The organism is Microbacterium sp. STF-2 (assembly GCF_034650155.1).
Classification (GTDB): domain Bacteria; phylum Actinomycetota; class Actinomycetes; order Actinomycetales; family Microbacteriaceae; genus Microbacterium; species Microbacterium maritypicum_A.
Window position 1 is genome coordinate 1,924,256 of the sequence record NZ_JARKMW010000001.1, and the last position, 19,327, is coordinate 1,943,582.

The window sequence follows — 19,327 nt, forward strand, 5'->3', positions numbered from 1 at the left end:
CTCAGTCGAGCGTCGTCGCGACGGCGTGCGGCATTCGGGCCCTCATGATCCGGACCGCCTCGGGGTTGTCATCGACGAGCACAGCGTCGCGGCCGAGCGCCGAGGCGACAGCTCCCGTCGTGCCACTCCCCGCGAACAGATCGAGCACCCGGTCGCCGGGGCGACTCGACGCCGTGACGATACGCCGCAGGATCCCCTCGGGCTTCTGCGTGGGGTAGCCGGTCTTCTCCCGTCCGGTCGTCGGCACGATGGTGTGCCACCAGACGTCGGTGGGGAGTTTGCCGCGCGCGGCCTTCTCGGCCGTGACCAGCCCGGGCGCCATGTAGGGCTCGCGGTCGACCTCGTCGGAGTTGAAGACATACTCCCGTGGGTTCTTCACGTAAACCAGGATCGTGTCGTGCTTGGTCGGCCAGCGGCTGCGCGACTTGGCGCCGTAGTCGTACGCCCAGATCAGCTCGTTGAGGAAGCAGTCCCGTCCGAAGACCGCGTCGAGCATGACCTTCGCGTAGTGCGCCTCGCGATAATCGAGGTGCAGGTACAGAGTGCCGTCGTCGGCGAGCAGCCGCCAGGCCTCCTCGAGCCGCGGCATCAGGAAGGCGCCGTAGTCGTCGAAGCGGTCGTCATAGGCACGCAGCATCCCGCGTACGCGCTCGTACGCATGGCCGTGGAAGCCGTGCCGCACCTCGGTCCCCGGCTCGGACTCGCCGGCACCCGGTGCAGAACTCAGGACGACCGGCTCCGTGTTCCCGGTTCGGACGGCTGCCGTGCCTGAATCCGCGCTCTCCTCCGGAGTCATGAACGTCCGCCGCGCAGTGACCACCTGCCGCTCCTGCGTGCGGCCGGTGTTGAACGGCGGATCGAGGTACACCAGGCTGAAGGACCCGGAGGGCAGGGTCGCCGCGACGGCGAGGTTGTCGCCCTCGACGATCGTCACCGCCCCCGGCACGACCGGCGCGATCACCGGCATGACGTCAGGCACCACGCCCTGCGGGTCCGCCGCGGCGGGAACAACCGGGTCCGGCGCCGTCACGGCACCCGATGCAGCCACGCCTCGGTGGCGAACTTCGACTCGACGAGCGCCTCGGCGTCGGCGTACTCGTCCGCAGAGATCGAACCGGTCTCGGCATGGGTCAGCGAGCGGAAGGTGTCCTTGAAGCGCTCGATGATCTCGGCGCGCTCGAGTCCGGTCTGGCTGCGCAGCGGATCGACGCGCTTGGCGGCGGATGCAGTGCCCTTGTCGCTGAGCTTCTCGCGGCCGATGCGCAGCACCTCGGTCATCATCTGCCCGTCGATGTCGTACGAGAGGGTGGCGTGGTGCAGGACGCCGCCGTTGGCGAGGCGCTTCTGGGCGGCACCGCCGATCTTGCCGGTCGGGCTCGCGATGTCGTTGAGCGGCTGGTAGACCGCGTCGATGCCGAGCGAGCGCAGCGCCTGCAGCACCCAGTCGTCGAGGAAGGCGTAGGAGTCGGCGAAGGTCATCCCCGCGACCAGGGATGCCGGCACATAGAGCGAGTACGTGATGATCTGCCCGGCGGCCATGAGCATCGCACCCCCGCCGGAGATGCGGCGGACCACGTCGAATCCGTGCTTCGCGGCACCCTCGGGGTCGACCTCGTTGCGGTACGACTGGAACGAGCCGATCACCACGGCCGACTCGTCCCACTCCCAGATGCGCAGGGTGGGTCGGCGGCGCCCTTCGCCCACGCGGGAGGTGAGCACCTCGTCGAGGGCCAGGTTCATGCGCGGCGAGACCGCCTTCTCGTGCACGATCTCCCAGTCGAAGTCACGCCACCCCGGGGCGGTCACGAGTGCGCGGCGCACCGCGGTGCCCACGGCCTCGGGTGTGAAGCCGAGCAGCTGAGCCCCGTCGGGGAGGGCTGCGCGCACCGCGGTCGCGATCGCGGTCGCATCGGACTCCACGGGCAGCCCATCGACCGCGGCGTTGATGTCGTCGAGCGCCGAGTCGGGTTCGAGGAAGAAGTCTCCGGCGAGGCGGAAGCGCGAGATCCGGTCGTCTTCGATCTCGAGGTCGACGACGACGAGCTTTCCCCCTGGGACCTTGTATTCACCGTGCACGGTTCCAGCTTAAGGCGCGCAGCCCTCGTTCCGGCGGTCAGCCTCCGAGCACCACCACGCGCTCTCCCGCCCTGATCGGCGTCGAATACCTGTTGCCGGCGGGCGGCAGCGGGCACACGAACTGATCCGAGAACGCACACGGTGGCAGGTAGGCGCGGTTGAAGTCGATCACGGCCGTGCCGTCGGCGGCGGGTTCGTCGACAGGGAGGAAGCGGAAGCGGTAGGTCTCGAGCCCGTTCGTCCCGTCGGCGAACACCGCGCTCAACGCGCCCTGAGCGCTCCTGGTCACGGTGAGCGTCTGCGGCGCCCCCGCCAGCTCGAACCGCAGCCGCCCGGCGACGGGAGTCTCGCGCGCATCGCCGTCGACCGAGGTGATCACGATCCGCTCGTCCGGGGTCTCCTCGAACACGGCCGGCAGCCGCCAGCGCTCATCGGGGGCGTAGGCGTCGATCGCCGTGAACCACTCGCGCTGCGGGCGCGCCGGATTCAGCACACGCAGGGCGAGCGTGCCGTGGCGCTCGAACACCCGCAGCTCACGCCGGCCGAGACGGATGCTCTCGCCTCCGCGCAGCACGACGGTGGATCCCGCCTGGCCGAGCTCGCTGCCACGGATACCCCCGTCGCCGGTGAGCGCCCAGAGCCCGGGGATGCCGTCGACGGCCGCCGCTTCGGTGATGAGCCAGTTCGTCGACTCGAGCGCCGACGGACCGTACTCCGAGCCCGCATAGCGTTCGCGTGACGCGTGCCAGTCTTGCCAGTCCTTCACGAAGCTCAACGGAGCGCTCCCTCCCGGCGAGGGAACCGCACAGCGGGGGCTCTCCTCGCTCATGCGCGGAATATTGCCCCGAATCTACGGGGGCTCCGCGGCCGGCGAGGCGGTCGTGTCACACGCCTTCACCGCGCGTAACGCCGCGTCATACCGGCATCGTCGGAAAGATCTCACACCGAGACCCACGCTCTCCGCCGACACCCATGTTCACGTACGCGCGCCACGGTGGGTATGGGCGCGGGCCGTGGGTCTCGCCGATGGCGACGTGAGTCTCAGCGCGCGGGGATGTGCGTGTCGAGCCAGGCGAGCACGTCGGCTCGCACCTCTTCCTGCTGCAGCTCGGCGAAGATCTCGTGCCGCGCATCCGGGTAGACGAGCGTCGTGACGTCGGTGAGACCGGAACGGCTGCGGTACTCGTCGGCGAGCTTGTGCACGCTGCGGGGTCCACCCACCGGGTCGTCGCGACCCACGAGCAGCAGCATCGGGATGTCGTGTCCCAGGTCCTTGGCCGGACGACCGTAGAGCTTCGCGGCCTCGATCGGGCCGAAGAGCTTGAGCAGTGGCACGTCGGTGGTCAGCGGATCCTCATCGAACGCGGCCCAGACGGCGGGGTCGCGGCTGAGCCATTCGAGACCGGTCGCGCCCTCGCCTGCCCAGCGCGCGTTCAGGGGCGCGGCGTTGAGCGACCCCGGCATCCGCAGTGCCGAGCCGGAGAGGATGACGGCGTCCCAGGCTTCCGGGTGGTCGTTGACGAGCATCTGCGCCAGGAACGAACCCCAGGAATGACCGAGCAGCACGAGGGGCAGATCGGGGTTCTCGTCGCGGATGATGCCCGTCAGCTGCCAGACGGCGTCCTCGGCCGCGCGCAGCCCGCCCTTGCCCAGACGGCCGAGCTTCTCCGGGCCGCCGTGCTGACGGATGCCGGTGCGACCGTGTCCACGATGGTCATCGGCGTAGACATGGAAACCGGCAGCGGTGAGCGCCGCGATCAGCGCGCCGTACCTCCCCGCGTGCTCGCCGACGCCGTGCAGCAGCTGCACCACGCCGCGGGGAGTCCCCTCGGCGGGATGGACGTCGTAGACGATGTCGACGCCATAGGCATCGGTGAACTCACGGGTATCCATCACGGTGCGAGCCTACCCATCACGCGAGAGGGCGGCTACCGGGCGAGGCGGGCGGCTACCGCGCGAGGGCATCCCGGATCGCGAAGGCGATGTCGCGATCGGTGACCTCGTATCCGCCGACCCCGTCGGAGGCGGAGCCCATGCGCACGCCGCCGTCCTGGGTCACGGCGCGCTTGGCGGAGAAGTGGATCGCATCGACCCCCGCCGCCGCCAGAGCTGGGGCGCTGGCCACGTCGACGCCGCTGCCCGCCATGATCTCGATCTCGCCCTCGGCTGCGGCGACGAGGGCACGCAGCGTGTCGATGCCGTCGATCGCCGCGGACGCTCCCCCGGACGTGAGCACACGACGCAGGCCCAGCTCGCGGGCGCTCTGCAGTGTCGCGACAGGGTCGGCCGTCACATCGATCGCACGGTGCAGCGTGGCGGGCGCTCCCCCGGCCGCGTCACGCAGACGCGCCATCGCGAACAGGTCGAGACGCCCGTCGGCATCCAGGGCACCGATGACCACACCGGAGGCACCGGAGGCGATCGCACGGCGCACGTCGAGCTCGGCGACCGCCAGCTCGTCGTCGTCGTAGTGGAATCCACCCGCGCGTGGGCGGATCAGCACGTGCACCTCGGGGCCGTCGGCTCCTGCCGCCTCGACGGCGAGTTCGAGCGTCGCCGGCGACGGGGTGAGTCCGCCGAGGGCGAGGGCGGTGGCGAGTTCGACGCGTGCAGCGCCGACCTCCTTGGCGATCCGCACTCCGGCGGGGTCCTGCACGGCGATTTCCAAGGCGAGCGATCGGGTCACCCCTCCATTGTGCCCGCTCTCCTGCCGGCATCCGGAAAATTAGATAGGCTATCTAAGTAATGTCTGCGTCTGATGAATCCCTCGACCTCACCGCCACAGACCTTCGCATGGCCACGTTCCGGCTGGCCCGCCGCCTTCGCTGCGCCCGCGCCGCCGACTCGATGAGCGACGCGCAGCTGGCGGTGCTCGCCGACCTGCGCATGAACGGACGCCGTACGATCTCGACCCTCGCCCAGCGCGAGCGCGTCACCGCACCGTCGATGACCAGCACGATCAACGGCCTCGAAGAGCAGGGCTTCGTCGTGCGCACCCCCGATGAGGACGATCGCCGCCGCGTGCAGGTCGACATCACCGAGGCCGGCAGCGAGATCGTCGTCGAGACCATCCGCCGTCGCGACGAGCTGCTCGCCGACATGCTGCGCGAGGTCGACTACTCCGAGGCCGAGCTGACCACGCTGCGTGAAGCCAGCGCCCTGATGAGGCGGGTGGTGGAGCGATGAGCGCCATGTTCCGCTCCTTCGCGAACATCAACTACCGGATCTGGTTCGCGGGCGCCCTGATCTCCAACGTCGGCGGGTGGATGCAGGCCACGGCGCAGGACTGGGTGGTGCTCACCGAGCTCACCGACAACGACGCCACCGCGATGGGCGTCACGATGGCCCTGCAGTTCGGGCCCCCGCTCGTGCTCGTGAGCCTGACCGGGTGGGTGGCCGACCGCTTCGACCGGCGGCACATCCTGTTCGCCACCCAGTCGGCGCTGCTCGCCCTCGCGATCGCGGTCGGCGCGCTGCTGCTCGGCGGCCTCATGACCCTGCCGATGATGTTCGGCTTCGCCCTCGGATTCGGCATCGTGAACGCGTTCGACGCTCCGGCTCGACAGGCGTTCGTCTCCGACATGGTCTCCACCGGCGACACCTCCAACGCGGTGGCCCTCAACTCCGCGTCGTTCAACCTCGCCCGTATGGTCGGACCCGCCGTCGGCGGCCTGCTGATCGTGGCGATCGGCTCGGGCTGGGTGTTCATCGTGAACGCGGCGACGTTCCTGGCGATGCTGCTCGCCCTGCTGCTCATGCGCCGCAGCCTGCTCGCCCCACGTCTGAAGAACCGCAATCGCGGGGGGCTCGCCGACGGGTTCCGGTACGTGTGGGGGCGCAGCGACCTGCGCGTGGTGTTCGTGACGGTCTTCCTGATCGGCGCCTTCGGCATGAACTTCCCGATCTTCGCCTCGACCATGGCGCTCGAGTTCGGCGCGGGCGCCGACGGCTACGGCGTGCTCAGCTCGGTACTCGCGATCGGATCCCTCATCGGGGCGCTCCTCGCCGCCCGGCGCGATCGCGCCAGAGTGCGCGTGGTGATCCTCGCTGCCGGAGGTTTCGGCGTCGCCGCGTTCGTGTCGTCGGCCATGCCCACGTATGCCTCCTACGCCGTCACTCTGACCTTCACCGGCTTCATGATCGTGACGCTGCTCACCACCGCCAACGGCTACGTGCAGATCACGACCGACCCCGCTCTGCGCGGACGCGTGCTCGCCCTGTATATGGCCGTCATCATGGGTTCTACCCCCATCGGGGCCCCCATCGCGGGATGGGTCGCCGACACGTTCGGCCCGCGGGCCGCGATCATGCTCGGTGGCACGGCCGGGTTCGTGGCCTGCGCGATCGGGGTGATCTGGGTCGCGACCTCCGGCCGACTCCGCCGGGACGAGAACCGCCGGTTCCTGCTCACGCTCGACGAGACCCGCCCGCTTCGCGTGATCGAGGTCGACCCGATCGAGTTCAGCGACGAGGCCGCCGTGACCACGCCGATCCGCACCGCCGAGAAGCGCGACCTCGGAGACTGACCCTCGTCGCGGGATTTGTCAACGCCCTGCACGACCCGGGGCGACCGGTCGTACCGTCTGTGCATGGACGAGAACACGGAACGCACCCCCCATCCGCAGGATCCGGCAGAGGGCGCGCCCGGCGTCGGAGCACCGGACGAAGACTCCGGCCAGGGCGACGGCACCGGCGGCGCCATCCAGGGCGACAGCTCGCGCGGCGAATCCACGGGCGGCGCCATCCAGGGCGACGCCGGCCAGGGCCATCGCGCAGCGCTCGGTGGCGACGAGCACACCGAGGATCAGCTCGACGCGGACAACGCCGCCGAAGAGGACACCCTCAAGACGCTCGATCCGGATTCCCCGCCCGCCTGAGCGTGCACGAAGGCAACGCCACCGCCAGCCGTCCATCCCCAGAGACGGCCCTCCCCTGCGGTGGCGTTGCTCGTGTCGCGTCGAGCCGCGCGGGTAGGGTTCTGCGCGTCGGGCCTAGGCGCCCAGCACGAGCTTGAGCTGCTCCACCGCCCAGTCGAGCTCGGTCGCGCGGATCACGAGCGGCGGAGCGATGCGCACCGTCTGTCCGTGCGTGTCCTTGACGAGCACGCCGCGTTCGAGCAGCTTCTCGGCGATCTGACGCCCGGTGCCCTTCGCGGGATCGATGTCGACGCCGGCCCAGAGCCCGGCGATGCGCACGGCCGTGACGCCGTGCCCGATCAGCGGCTGCAGCGCCTGCTCCAGGTGGGCGCCGAGTGCGCGCGCCCGCTCCTGGAACTCACCGGTCTGCAGCATCTCGACCACGCGCAGGCCCACGGCCGCGGCCAGCGGGTTGCCGCCGAACGTCGACCCGTGCTCGCCCGGTCGGATGACGCCCAGCACGTCGGCGTCGCCGACCACGGCGGATACCGGGAGGATGCCGCCGCCGAGCGCCTTGCCCAGGAGGTACAGGTCGGGCACGACGCCTTCACGATCGCACGCGAAGGTCTCGCCCACGCGGCCGAGCCCCGCCTGGATCTCGTCGGCGATGAACAGCACGTTCTTCTCGTCGCAGATCTCGCGGATGCGGCGGAGGTAGCCCTCCGGCGGGATCACGACACCGGCCTCGCCCTGGATCGGCTCGACCAGCACGGCCGCCGTGTCGTCGGTGATGGCCGCGGCGATGGCATCCGCATCTCCGTACGGCACCACATCGAAGCCCGGTGTGTAGGGGCCGAAGTCGTCACGCGCCGTGTCGTCGTCGCTGAAGCTGACGATCGTCGTCGTGCGGCCGTGGAAGTTGCCGGCCGCGACGATGATGCGCGCCTTGCCCTCGGGGATGCCCTTGACGCGATAACCCCAGGCGCGGGCGACCTTGATGCCGGTCTCGACGGCCTCGGCGCCGGTGTTCATCGGCAGCACGAGATCCTTGCCCGCCAGCTCCGCGAGCGCCGCGGCGAACGGCTCCAGCCGGTCGCTCTGGAACGCACGGCTGACGAGCGTGACCCGGCCGAGCTGCTCGGTGAGCGCGGCGACGAGGGCCGGATGCCGGTGGCCGAAGTTCACGGCCGAGTACGCCGCGAGCAGGTCGAGGTAACGCTTGCCCTCGACGTCGGTCACCCACGCACCCTCCGCGCGGGCGATGTTCACCGGCAGCGGGTGGTAGTTGTGGGCGACGTGCGGCTCGGTGCCCGCCTCTCCCGCCGTGGCCGCTGTACCCGGGGTCGCTGTTCCCGTGGTCTCGTCGACCGCGGTCACTTCGCACCCCGCAGCTCGAGCGTGCAGCACTTGATGCCGCCGCCGCCGAGCAGCAGCTCGGACAGGTCCACCATGATCGGGTTGTAGCCGCGCTCGCGCAGCTGCTTCTCGAAGCCCTTCGCCCGCGGCGAGATGACCACGTTGTAGCCGTCGCTCGCCGAGTTCAGGCCGAACACCGAACCGTCCTCGTCAGAGACCAGGATCGCGTCGGGGAAGCGCTCCTCGAGGATCGCGCGGCTGGCGTCGTCGAAGGCACCGGGGAGGTAGGCGATGTTCGCGCGCTCCGGGCCGCCGTTCTCGACACCCTGCACCGGATCGAGCACGGCGATCGCGGTGTCGAGGTGGTAGAAACGCGGGTCGACCAGGTTGAGCGACACGACCTCGCGCCCGAAGACCTCGCCGACCTCGCGGTGGCTGTCGCCCGTGGAGCGGAAGCCGGTTCCTGCCAGGATCACTTCGCCGACGAGAAGGAAGTCACCCTCGCCCTCGTTGACCTCCTTCGGCATCACCGTGTCGTAGCCCGCAGCACGGAACCAGTCGGCGAAGGCCGGCGACTCGCCCTGACGCTCGACGAAACGGAACTCGGGCACGTAGGCGCGACCGTCGATGAGGAATCCGCCGTTGGCCGTGTAGACCATGTCGGGGTAGCCGGGAAGCGGCTCGATGAGCTCGACCTCGTGGCCCAGCTCGATGTACAGGTCGTGGAGCTTCTGCCACTGCGCGACCGCGTTGGCGGTGTCGGTGGGCTTGGTCGGCTCCATCCACGGGTTGATGGAGTAGTTGACCGTGAAGTGCTCCGGCTTGCACATGAGATAGCGGCGGTGGTGCGCGGTGCGGGCGGGGGCGGTGGAGACGGCGGCTTCAGGCGTCGACATGGGTGCTCTCCTCGTGGGACGGGCGCGGCGGACGCTGTCCAGGGGCCCGGCGGTCCTTCGACCCTTCGCTCGATCGAGCGGGCGTCGGGGAAGATGCGACTCGGGCACGCCGAGGTCCATTCTGTCACCCGCCCCCTGTACGCCGCCAGAGCGCCGCCCGTTACCCTCCGCCCCCGCCCCGCCCCTCCCCTGTCCCCTCCCCGTCCCAGCTCCGTCCCATCCCCCGACCCGTCCCCCGACCCCCGACCCCCGGCCCCCGGCCCCCGGCCCCCGGCCTCCGGCCTCCGATCGCTCCGGTCGCACTTTCTGCCGCCGAAAGCGTCTGAAGGCGGCAGGAAGTGCGACCGGAACACGCAGCGGGTGCGACCGGAGGGTCAGAGGGCGGAGCCGGTGACCACCAGCTTGCCGACGGTGTGGCCCGCTTCCAGACGGGCGAGAGCGGCGGATGCCTCGGCGAAGGGGTACTCCCGCTCGATCACGGGAACCATCCGTCCGTCGGCGACGAGTTCGAGGAGCTTCGCCAGCACCTCGGGACGCGGCGTCGCGGCGAGTGGTCGGATGCTCCGCGAGCCGATCGACAGGAACACCGCGCGGAGCATCCGCGGGATCGGGCCGAGCACGTGTCCCCCGTCGCCCGTGACGAGCACGACCGTGCCGCCGGGCACCACGAGGCGCTTCAGCTCCCGCAACGGCATCCCTCCGGCGATGTCGACGATCGCATCGAATCGGCCGTCCGGCAGCGCACTCAGGGGCGACGTCCGGTGGTCGAAGGTGCGCACGGCACCCAGCTGCTCGATCAGCGGTGCGTTGCGGTCACGGCAGGACGCCCAGACCTCGGCGCCGCGGAGAGCTGCGAGCTGCACCGCGAACGTGCCCACCCCTCCGGAGGCACCGATGATCAGCACTCTCGGCGCGCCATCGGCGCGAGCACGTTGCGTGAGGCCGACGCCCGCGAGGTCGAGCGCCTGCCAGGCGGTTCCCCCGGCCACCGGGAGGCACGCGGCGGTCTCCGGGACGATATCGATCGGGACGGGAACGAGCCGCGCGGCGGGAACGCTCACGTACTCGCCGAGACCTCCGCCGCCGACGAGCTCACCCACCACGTCTTCGCCGATCTCCGCGCCCACGACGTCGGGTCCGACGGCGACCACGGTGCCCGCGACCTCCATCCCGCGCACCGGGTGCTTCGGGCGGGTCAAGCCGAACACCGGACGCACGAGCAGCGGATCGCCGAGCAGGAGGCGCACATCGCCCGCGTTCAACGCCGTGGCGCGCACCCGCAGCAGCACCTCGCCGCGGCCGGGCGTCGGAACCGGGATGCGCTCGAGGGCGACGCCGTCGGCCGGACCGTACGTCTCCCGACGCCACGCCTTCATCGAACGGCTCATGATGATGCTCCTGACGTGTCGGGGTATTCGAAGATGTCGTCGAGCCCCACGCCGAACGCGCGGGCGATCTGGAAGGCGAGTTCGAGTGTCGGCGAGTACTTCTGCTGCTCGATCGCGATGAGGGTCTGGCGCGTCACGCCGACCGTGCGCGCGAGCTCGGCCTGGGTGAGTCCGGCCTGTTCGCGATGCGCGCGGATGGTGTTCGAGACGCGGGTGGGCTTGACCATCAGACGAGGCCCCGCCGGTAGGCGACCACCCGGGCGATGCCGCCGATGAACGCCGACACCGCGAAGCCCGCGAACATAGTGTTCGCGATCCAGAAGACATCGGCGCCGACGGCGCACAGCGCGATGACCCCGAGACCGGCGATCACGACGAAAGCCTGCTCCACTCGGCCGCCCATGCGGCTGATGTCGCGGTCGCGAATGTCGGAACGGCCGACACCGTCGGGGTCTCTCAGCCCCGCGATGATGCCCCACCCGACGCTGAGGATGATCGTCGCGACGATGCCGCCGCCGATCACCCACAGCATGAGCGGGAACCAGTCGACAGCGGTGAGCGGCCCTCCCCCGGCCTGCTGGAGCACCAGCACGACGTAGACGACCATCACGATCGGGCTGACGATGAGTCCCGCCCAGGCATTGCGCTCTTCGTAGACCATGACGACTCCGATGTAAAAGATTATTGACACGCTCAGCGTACGTCCGTCGGTGAGGTGTGTCAAGAATTCTTTACACCAGGCTCAGATCACGTCGCTGCTCCACGGGTCGAGGTTGCCGTAGCGGTGGGCGGTGATCGAGATCGACTGCTCGTGCACGAACGGCAACAGCTCGATGCGGGCGGCGGCCGTCACCTCGCCGTCGTACACCGCCAGGTCTGGGTCGCCGGCGGAAGCCGTGGCGAGCTTCGCGCGAAGGGCGGCGACACCGTCCCGCCCGCCGACCAGCCGCACCCGATCGCTCACCGGCAGCGCGACGCCCTCGGGTGCATCGTCCTGTCGCAGCAGCCGCTGCAGCCACTCGTCGTCGCTCTCCAGGAACACCGGGGCATCCAGGTCACCGAGAGCGCGACGCACCTCGCCGGGCACCCCGACCGGGGTCGAGATGACGAACTTCGCCCCTGACCGCACACCTGCGATCACGACGCGCAGCAGATCCTGCAGTGCCGCATCGTCGGTCGCGCGGACCTCGACCGGCACCGGGCGATAGCGGAACAGGTTGCGCTCGACGCCGAGACGCGAGACATCACGGACCTGCCCGAACTCGCGGTCCCAGGCCAGCGCATCCGACAAGGCCGAGCGCCGCAACCACTCGAACGACTCGTAGGCGAGCGACGACTGGGCCGCCTCGATGAGGGCGGTGATGCGGGAGTCGAGTCCCCGCAGATGCAGCGTGCTGGAGGCCGGCCCACCCGGCAGGGAACGCCAGGATCCCAGACCGATGAGGTAGTTCGGGCCGCCCGCCTTGGCACCGGGGCCGACGGAGGAGCGCTTCCACCCTCCGAACGGCTGGCGCTGCACGATGGCTCCGGTGATGCCGCGGTTCACGTAGAGGTTGCCCGCCTGCACACGGCCGAGCCAGAACGCGAGCTCCTCCGGGTCCTGGGTGTGGAGTCCTGCAGTGAGGCCGTAGGCGACGGCGTTCTGCATCTCGACGGCGCGCGCGAGCGTCGGCGCATGCATCACGCCGAGCACCGGCCCGAAGAACTCCTCGGTGTGGAAACGCGACCCCGGCTGGACGCCGACACGCACCCCCGGCCGCCACAGACGTCGGCTGCCGTCGTCACCCGCCGCGAGCGACGGTTCGATCAGCCATTGCTCGTCGCCCTCCAGCTCGCTCAGCGCCCACGCGAGCTTTCCGGTCGGCTGGTCGATCACCGGGCCCACCTCGGCCAGCGGATCGGTGGGCTGCCCGACGTGCAGCGACCGCACGGCGTCGGCCAGCTGGCGCGCGAACCGGGCGGAGCGTCCGACCGGTCCCACGAGGATGGCGAGCGAGGCCGCCGAGCATTTCTGCCCGGCGTGGCCGAAGGCGCTCTTGACGAGGTCGCCGACCGCGAGATCGAGATCCGCCGAGGGGGTGATGATGATCGCGTTCTTGCCGCTGGTCTCCGCGAGAAGCGGCAGATCGGAGCGCCAGGAGCGGAACAGCGCCGCCGTGTCCCACGCGCCGGTGAGGATCACCCGGTCGACGGCGTCGTGCGTGATGAGCTCGCGGCCGAGCTCCCCCTCCTCGATGTCGACGAGCGCGAGCAGGTCGCGCGGCACCCCCGCCTGCCACAGGGTCTCGGCGATGACGGCGGCGCAGCGGCGGGCTTGCGGAGCGGGCTTGAAGACGACACCCGAACCTGCGGCGAGCGCGGCGAGCACCCCACCCGCGGGGATCGCGAGGGGGAAGTTCCAGGGCGGCGTGACGACGGTGACGGATGCCGGAACGAACACGGCGCCGGCGATCGCGTCGAGCTCGCGCGCCTTGGCGGCGTAGTAGCGGGCGAAGTCGACGGCTTCGCTGACCTCGACGTCGGCTTCCGCCAAGACCTTGCCCGTCTCGGAGGCCGCGACCTCGATGAGGTCCCCTCGCCGCGACTCGAGTGCGGCCGCCGCACGCAGCAGCACCTCGGCTCGCTCGGCAGCCGGCCGTCCACCCCATGATGGAGCGGCCCGGCGCACGCCCTGCACGATCCGCTCGAGATCCTCGGGATCGGACACCCGGGCAGATGCGATCGTGGCGTCTCCCAGATCGGAGGCGGCGATGCGCTCGCGCACCTCGCGTGCCCACTCCCGGTTCGCGGGGAGAGCAGGATCGGTGTCGACCGTGTTCGAGAAGCCCGGAGCGCCACCGGCATCCTGGTCCAGCTCGCGCGCCGAGTACACGGCGGTCTCGAGGAACGCCTCGCGCCCGCCGTCGTCGGATCCGCGCGAGATGCCGAGCACCGCCTTGGTGAGGTCGGTCTCGGGCACCGGGGCTGCGGGTGCCGTCCGCACGGACTCGTGCACGGGCGCGCTGCGGTCCTGCGTGCGACGCGGGCCGATGCGGAGCGTGGCGTCGGCCGACCTGTCGAGCGCATCGAGGAAGCGATCCTGCTCGCGCACGAACAGCGCCTCGTCCTCTCCGAGCCGGAACGCGGCGGAGAGGAAGTTGTCCGACGAGGCGTTCTCCTCGAGCCGGCGCACCAGATAGCTGATCGCCACATCGAACTCGGCGGGCTCGACCACCGGCACGTAAAGCAGCACAGGGCCGACCTCGCGCGAGACGGCCTGCACCTGCCCCTGGGCCATGCCCAGGAGCATCTCGAACTCGACGGCCTCGCGCACCCCCCGTTCTCCGGCGAGCAGCCAGGCATACGCGATGCCGAAGAGGTTGTGCCCTGCGATGCCGAGCTTCACGGCCGCGGTGTGCTCGGGCTGCAGAGCCCAATCCAGACAGCGCAGGTAGTTCGCGTCGGTGTCGAGCTTGGTGTCGTAGGTCGCAGGCGTCCACCCGTGCATCCGGGCCTCGACGTTCTCCATCGCGAGGTTCGCCCCCTTCACGAGGCGTACCTTGATGCGGGCGCCGCCGTGCGCGACGCGGTCCTGCGACCAGGCGGTGAGCTCCTGCAGGGCGGGCAGGGCGTCGGGCAGGTAGGCCTGCAGCACGATGCCCGCTTCGAGCCCGGCCAGGCGCGGGTCCTCGAGGATGCGCGTGAAGACCGCGATCGTGAGGTCGAGGTCGCGGTACTCCTCCATGTCGAGGTTCAGGAAGGTGCCGTCGGCCGCCGCCGTCAGGTACAGCGGGAGCAGTCTTTCGACCACCTCGTCGACGACCTCGTCGAACGCCCACATGGAGAGGTGGCTGATGATCGCCGAGACCTTCACCGAGACGTAGTCGACATCGGGACGCCGGATGAGCGCGTGGATGCCGTCGAGCCGTCGCCGCGCCTCCGCCTCGCCGAGCACGGCCTCGCCGAGCAGGTTCAGGTTGAGACGGGAGCCGTTCGCCCTGATCCGCTCGATCGCCGCCCCGAGCTTCGCTGGTCGTGCGTCGACGACGAGATGCCCGACCATGTCACGGAGCACCCGGCGGGCGATGGGCACGACGGGTGACGGCAGGACCTGCGCGACACCGCCGCCGAGACGCACGGCCGAGCGCAGGTACCAGGGCAGGAACTCCGGCACGATCGGTGCGATCCGATGCAGCTGCGAGGCGGCCGCGGTCAGGCTCTCCGGGCGCATGACGCCGTCGACGAAGCCGAGCGTGAACGGCAGCCCGTTCGCGTCCTGCAGCACGCCCGCGAGCCGTGCGGCCGCGGGGTCGGGTTCGATCGCCGCGGCCTCGATCGCCCACCGCCGAGCCAGCTCGACGGCACGGTCTGCGAGGGGTGCGGATGCCACGGCATCCGGCGGGAGGTCTGCCATGGATTTCAGCCTAGGTCTGGAGCAGGATCCTCCCGCCGTTCGAATCGCGCAAATGGTCGCTTTTCCCGCTCGGATGCCGTCATCTGCGCGATTCGAAACGGATTCAGAGCGCCGCGATGATGTCCTCCACCCGCTGTTTCGCATCTCCGAACAGCATCGACGCGTTGTCGCGGAAGAACAGCGGGTTCTGCACCCCTGCGTACCCGGCGGCCATCGAGCGCTTGAACACGATGACGCTCTCGGCCTCCCACACCTTCAGCACCGGCATCCCGGCGATCGGGCTCCCCGGGTCCTCGGCGGCGGCCGGGTTCACGGTGTCGTTCGCGCCGATGACCAGCACCACCGAGGTGGAGGCGAGGTCGTCGTTGATCTCGTCCATGCTCAGGACGATGTCGTACGGCACCTTGGCTTCGGCCAGCAGCACGTTCATGTGACCGGGCAGCCGTCCCGCGACCGGATGGATGCCGAACCGCACATCGACGCCCCGCTCGCGGAGCCGCCGGACCAGATCGGCGACGGGGTACTGCGCCTGTGCGACGGCCATGCCGTAGCCAGGGGTGATGACCACGCTGTCGGCGGCGACGAGCATCTCCGCCGCGCCCTCGGCGGTGATCTCGCGGTGCTCGCCGTATTCGGTGTCGTCGGAGGTCGGCGCCGCGACCCCGAATCCCCCGGCGATGACGGAGAGGAACGAGCGGTTCATGGCCTTGCACATCACGTACGAGAGGTACGCACCCGACGATCCGACGAGCGCGCCCGTGACGATCAGCAGGTCGTTGTTCAGGATGAACCCCGCCGCGGCGGCGGCCCAACCCGAATAGCTGTTGAGCATCGAGACGACGACCGGCATGTCTCCGCCGCCGATCGAGGCGACCAGGTGCCAGCCCAGGGCGAAGGCGAGCACGGTGACCGCGATCAGGAGCCACAGCTGCTGGTCGTTCACGAACCACACGGTCAGGGCGACGAACGCGATGAGAGCCCCGATGTTGAGCCCGTTCTTGCCCGGGAGCATGAGCGGCTTCGACGACATCTTCGCCGAGAGCTTGAGGTACGCCACGATCGACCCGGTGAAGGTGACGCCGCCGATGAAGATCCCGATGAACACCTCGGCGTTGTGGATGCCGACGAGCTCGGGGGCGATCTCCGGGTGCGCGAGGTAGCCGTTCCAGCCGACGAGCACCGCGGCGAGGCCGACGAAGCTGTGCAGGAGCGCGATGAGCTCGGGCATGCCGGTCATCTCCACGACCCGCGCTCGCCAGAGCCCGATGGCCGCCCCGATCAGCACCGCGGCCACGAGCAGGCCCAGCCCGAGGAAGGCACCGGTGCTCCATGCGTCGGCCATGGTGAGGGCGACCGTCGCGACCAGCGCGATCGCCATGCCCGCGATGCCGTAGACCACACCGGAGCGGGCGGATTCATGGCGACTGAGGCCGGCGAGGCTGAGGATGAACAGCAGGGCGGCGACGATGTAGGCCGCCCCGGCGAGCGCGTCGACGGTCATTTCCGGCCGCCCTTCGCCGATGTCCCGAGTGTGAACATCGCGAGCATTCGTCGGGTCACCGCGAACCCTCCGAAGATGTTGATGGAGGCCAGCAGCACCGCGATCGCGGCGAGCACCTGCACCACCGGCAGCGGCGACGTGATCTGCAGCATCGCGCCGACCACGATCACTCCCGAGATGGCGTTGGTCACCGACATGAGCGGGGTGTGCAGCGCGTGATGCACCTTGCCGATCACGTAGAAGCCGATCACCACCGACAGCACGAGCACCGTGAAGTGCTGCGGCAGCGGGGCCGGGGCGAACGCGTTCACGGCGAACAGCGCGGCGACGCCCACCACGATCAGCGTGACCTTGCGGGCGGCGGACATCTTCTTCGGCGGTGCGACCTCGACCGGCGCCGCCGCGGCCTTCGGGGCTGGAGCGGCGGCGACCTGCACGGCAGGCGGGGGCCAGGTGACCTCGCCGTCGCGCACGACCGTGACCGAGCGCTGCACGACATCGTCGAAGTCGATCACCAGCCGCCCGTCCTTCGCAGGCGTCAGCAGCGCCACGAGGTTGGCGAGGTTCGTGCCGTAGAGCTGGGAGGCCTGTGCGGCCAGACGCGAGGCCAGGTCGGTGTAGCCCAGGATGATCACACCGTTTTCCGTGACGACGCGCTCGCCCGCGACCGAGCCCTCGACGTTGCCGCCCTGGCCCGCGGCCATGTCGACGATCACGCTGCCCGGCTTCATCTGTGCGACATCGGATGCCGCGATCAGGCGCGGCGCCGCGCGTCCGGGGATCAGCGCAGTGGTGATGATGATGTCCACGTCGGCGGCCTGCTCGGTGTAGATCTCGGCGGCCCTGCGGTCATAGTCCGCGCTGGTCGCCTTGGCATAGCCGTCGGTGGAGGCCGCGACCTCGACGTCGACCGGGAGGTAGCTGCCACCGATCGAGGTGACCTGGTCGGCGACCTCGGGGCGCGGATCCGTGGCGCGGACGATCGCACCGAGACTCGATGCCGCGCCGATGGCCGCAAGCCCCGCGACTCCGGCTCCCGCGACCAGCACCTTCGCCGGCGGCACCTTGCCCGCGGCGGTCACCTGCCCCGTGAAGAAGCGGCCGAACTCGTGCGCGGCCTCGACGACGGCCCGGTACCCGGCGATGTTCGCCATCGAGCTGAGCACGTCCATCGACTGCGCCCGCGAGATGCGCGGCACCGCATCGAGCGCGAGCGCCGTGATGCCACGCTGCGCGAGCGACTGGACGAGATCGGGGCGCAGTGCCGGCGAGAGCAGGGCGATGAGGGTGGCGTCATCGGAGAGGAGGGAGATCTCCTCCGCCCCGGGAGCTGTGATCGCGAGGACGATCTCGCTCCCCCAGGCCTCTGCGCGATCCACCAGCGCCGCACCCGCCGCCGCGTACTCGGCGTCGGGGTACGAGGCCGCAGCGCCCGCTCCCCGCTCGACTCTGACCGTGTGGCCCAGCTTCCCGAGCGACGCGATCGTCGCCGGGGTGGCCGAGACCCGCGCTTCGCCCGCAGGCTCCCGCACGATGCCGATGACTGCCACTACTTCCTCCTCCGCCCGTCTGCGTCGACGGGGTCACCGGGGCGTCTGCGCCCCTGACTTCCCGCTCAGAGTACTGAGGAGCGCTCCGGAAGCGCCCCTCCTTCGGCTCTGTGACAGGGAAAGAAGCGGGGTTCTTACGGAAAGCGGAGGAGGAAGATCTCGGGGCGCTCCCCCAGCGGCGAAGCGATCGTGTTCGGATCAGGAGGTTTCGACGAGCGCGGCCTGCGGAATCGGTCGGCCGCGAAACCACCTCCGCGATGGCGGAAGGAACAGCAGCACCGATTGACCGCCGCAGACCAGCACCGCCCAGAGTCCGAACGGCGTCGCGATCAGCAGCGCCATCATCGCCAGCGCCTGCACCACGACGACCCACCGCATCCACGCGGTGCGTCGGGCGAGCCCGATGAGGATCGTCATGTTCACCAGAAGGCCGAGCAGCACCACGACGCCCCAGAGAATCGACGATGTCCCGTTCGCCGGCGTGGGGAAGGCGCGGAAGAGCCAGACCAGGATGAACCCGGCCGCGATCCACGCCGCGACGAGAGTCGCCGAGAGCAGCATCGGGAGGACGATCGTCACGGGCATCCATTCCCGATCTGCTCGCGGGCGCTCCTGCGGCATGGATCCTCCCGACGTCATCGCGCTCAACCGTGCTCGTCTCGCGCGACACCCACCCTAAGGTCCGCCCGCCCGGGGTGTCGAGAACCGCTCAGCCCCAGACGCTCGGCGCCTTCACGCGAACCGGCGGGAGCGCGGATGCCGCGGCCCAGTCATGCACCCAGGCATCGATCTCCGGCACGCCCTCGGGCTTGCCCACGGCGGCGAACAGCTCTTCGTTGCTGACGGTGCCGCCGGTACGGCGCAACATGCGCGAGCGCACGATCACCCGCGCATAGATCTCTCCGTCGACGACGGCCCTGTGCTCGAGGAACACCGCCTTGTCGTCGTGCCCGATGAAGCGCGACTGCACCTCGAACCGCTGCCAGAGCTGCAGCGACTTGCGGAACGTCACCGTCTCGCTGGAGACGACCGCGTACCAGCCGCGGTCCTTCATCGCGTCGAACAGCCCGGTGCGTATCAGCAGATCCCAGCGTCCGAGGTCGAAGAGCGACAGATAGCGCCCGTTGTTCATGTGGCGCAGGATGTCGATGTCGGTCGGCAGCGTGGTCAGGCGGATGCTGCTGACCGACGACGCATCGAGAGTCCTCCCCCGTCGCACGCGGCGGCGAGCGCCGAGGATCACCAGGAGGGTCCGCCAGATCACGTTCACGAAGAATGATCGTAGCCAGGCGTGCACGATTCGCGAACATC

Annotated in this window: 18 protein-coding genes; 3 read left to right on the top strand and 15 right to left on the bottom strand. The window is 70.0% G+C overall.

All coding sequences use genetic code 11. The annotated features are described in order from the left end of the window. Window position 1: 1 nt before the first annotated feature. From MicroSTF_RS09280 to MicroSTF_RS09300, 5 genes are all read right to left on the bottom strand, one after another. The gene (locus MicroSTF_RS09280; protein ID WP_322955124.1) at window positions 2-1,048 is read right to left on the bottom strand and encodes a site-specific DNA-methyltransferase; all 1,047 of its coding nucleotides are present in this window, start codon (window positions 1,046-1,048) and stop codon (window positions 2-4) included. Then, window positions 1,027-2,076: a lipoate--protein ligase family protein gene (locus MicroSTF_RS09285; protein WP_029259853.1), complete on the bottom strand. Its 1,050-nt coding sequence runs from the start codon at window positions 2,074-2,076 to the stop codon at window positions 1,027-1,029. The genes MicroSTF_RS09280 and MicroSTF_RS09285 overlap by 22 nt, the downstream gene beginning before the upstream one ends. Window positions 2,077-2,113: 37 nt before the next feature. Further along, window positions 2,114-2,905: a DUF1684 domain-containing protein gene (locus tag MicroSTF_RS09290; RefSeq protein ID WP_231494475.1), complete on the bottom strand. Its 792-nt coding sequence runs from the start codon at window positions 2,903-2,905 to the stop codon at window positions 2,114-2,116. Window positions 2,906-3,117: 212 nt separating this feature from the next. Further along, window positions 3,118-3,969, bottom strand: coding sequence for an alpha/beta fold hydrolase (locus MicroSTF_RS09295; RefSeq protein WP_029259852.1), 852 nt, complete (start codon window positions 3,967-3,969; stop codon window positions 3,118-3,120). A 55-nt stretch (window positions 3,970-4,024) separates the two neighbouring features. Further along, complete coding sequence (locus MicroSTF_RS09300) at window positions 4,025-4,762, bottom strand: copper homeostasis protein CutC (RefSeq protein ID WP_029259851.1); 738 nt, start codon at window positions 4,760-4,762, stop codon at window positions 4,025-4,027. Between the two features lie 59 nt (window positions 4,763-4,821). Between MicroSTF_RS09300 and MicroSTF_RS09305 the strand changes: the two genes are divergently transcribed. From MicroSTF_RS09305 to MicroSTF_RS09315, 3 genes are all read left to right on the top strand, one after another. After that, window positions 4,822-5,262, top strand: a complete 441-nt coding sequence (locus MicroSTF_RS09305) for a MarR family winged helix-turn-helix transcriptional regulator (protein WP_021200300.1) — start codon at window positions 4,822-4,824, stop codon at window positions 5,260-5,262. Window positions 5,263-5,267: 5 nt separating this feature from the next. Further along, window positions 5,268-6,602: an MFS transporter gene (locus tag MicroSTF_RS09310; RefSeq protein ID WP_029259850.1), complete on the top strand. Its 1,335-nt coding sequence runs from the start codon at window positions 5,268-5,270 to the stop codon at window positions 6,600-6,602. 63 nt (window positions 6,603-6,665) lie between these two features. Then, window positions 6,666-6,953 carry a hypothetical protein gene (locus tag MicroSTF_RS09315; RefSeq protein WP_021200302.1) on the top strand — a complete coding sequence of 96 codons (288 nt, stop codon included), beginning with the start codon at window positions 6,666-6,668 and terminating at the stop codon, window positions 6,951-6,953. A 114-nt stretch (window positions 6,954-7,067) separates the two neighbouring features. Here the strand turns inward: MicroSTF_RS09315 and rocD are convergent, their stop codons facing one another. The 10 genes from rocD to MicroSTF_RS09365 all read right to left on the bottom strand — a co-directional run bounded on the left by rocD (window position 7,068) and on the right by MicroSTF_RS09365 (window position 19,286). Beyond that, window positions 7,068-8,309 carry an ornithine--oxo-acid transaminase gene (gene rocD, locus MicroSTF_RS09320; RefSeq protein WP_021200303.1) on the bottom strand — a complete coding sequence of 414 codons (1,242 nt, stop codon included), beginning with the start codon at window positions 8,307-8,309 and terminating at the stop codon, window positions 7,068-7,070. Next, a complete protein-coding gene (ddaH, locus tag MicroSTF_RS09325) occupies window positions 8,306-9,184 on the bottom strand; it encodes a dimethylargininase (RefSeq protein WP_322955131.1) in 879 nt (292 codons plus the stop codon). The genes rocD and ddaH overlap by 4 nt, the downstream gene beginning before the upstream one ends. A gap of 374 nt (window positions 9,185-9,558) precedes the next feature. Then, complete coding sequence (locus tag MicroSTF_RS09330) at window positions 9,559-10,572, bottom strand: NAD(P)-dependent alcohol dehydrogenase (protein WP_322955133.1); 1,014 nt, start codon at window positions 10,570-10,572, stop codon at window positions 9,559-9,561. Further along, entirely contained in the window at window positions 10,569-10,799 is a 231-nt protein-coding gene (locus MicroSTF_RS09335; RefSeq protein WP_021200351.1) for a helix-turn-helix transcriptional regulator, read from the bottom strand. Before MicroSTF_RS09335 ends, MicroSTF_RS09330 begins: the two co-directional genes overlap by 4 nt. Beyond that, complete coding sequence (locus MicroSTF_RS09340) at window positions 10,799-11,233, bottom strand: hypothetical protein (protein WP_021200350.1); 435 nt, start codon at window positions 11,231-11,233, stop codon at window positions 10,799-10,801. Before MicroSTF_RS09340 ends, MicroSTF_RS09335 begins: the two co-directional genes overlap by 1 nt. 81 nt (window positions 11,234-11,314) lie before the next feature. Further along, the gene (locus MicroSTF_RS09345; protein ID WP_315072694.1) at window positions 11,315-14,965 is read right to left on the bottom strand and encodes a proline dehydrogenase family protein; all 3,651 of its coding nucleotides are present in this window, start codon (window positions 14,963-14,965) and stop codon (window positions 11,315-11,317) included. A gap of 103 nt (window positions 14,966-15,068) precedes the next feature. Next, window positions 15,069-16,466, bottom strand: coding sequence for a Re/Si-specific NAD(P)(+) transhydrogenase subunit beta (gene pntB / locus MicroSTF_RS09350; protein WP_322955139.1), 1,398 nt, complete (start codon window positions 16,464-16,466; stop codon window positions 15,069-15,071). After that, window positions 16,463-18,016, bottom strand: a complete 1,554-nt coding sequence (locus MicroSTF_RS09355; protein WP_322955141.1) for a Re/Si-specific NAD(P)(+) transhydrogenase subunit alpha — start codon at window positions 18,014-18,016, stop codon at window positions 16,463-16,465. The genes pntB and MicroSTF_RS09355 overlap by 4 nt, the downstream gene beginning before the upstream one ends. Before the next feature lie 198 nt (window positions 18,017-18,214). Beyond that, on the bottom strand, window positions 18,215-18,595 hold the full coding sequence (locus tag MicroSTF_RS09360; RefSeq protein ID WP_136025510.1) for a hypothetical protein: 381 nt from the start codon (window positions 18,593-18,595) through the stop codon (window positions 18,215-18,217). Window positions 18,596-18,725: 130 nt separating this feature from the next. Beyond that, window positions 18,726-19,286 carry an acyl-CoA thioesterase gene (locus MicroSTF_RS09365; RefSeq protein ID WP_136024015.1) on the bottom strand — a complete coding sequence of 187 codons (561 nt, stop codon included), beginning with the start codon at window positions 19,284-19,286 and terminating at the stop codon, window positions 18,726-18,728. Window positions 19,287-19,327: the final 41 nt, after the last annotated feature.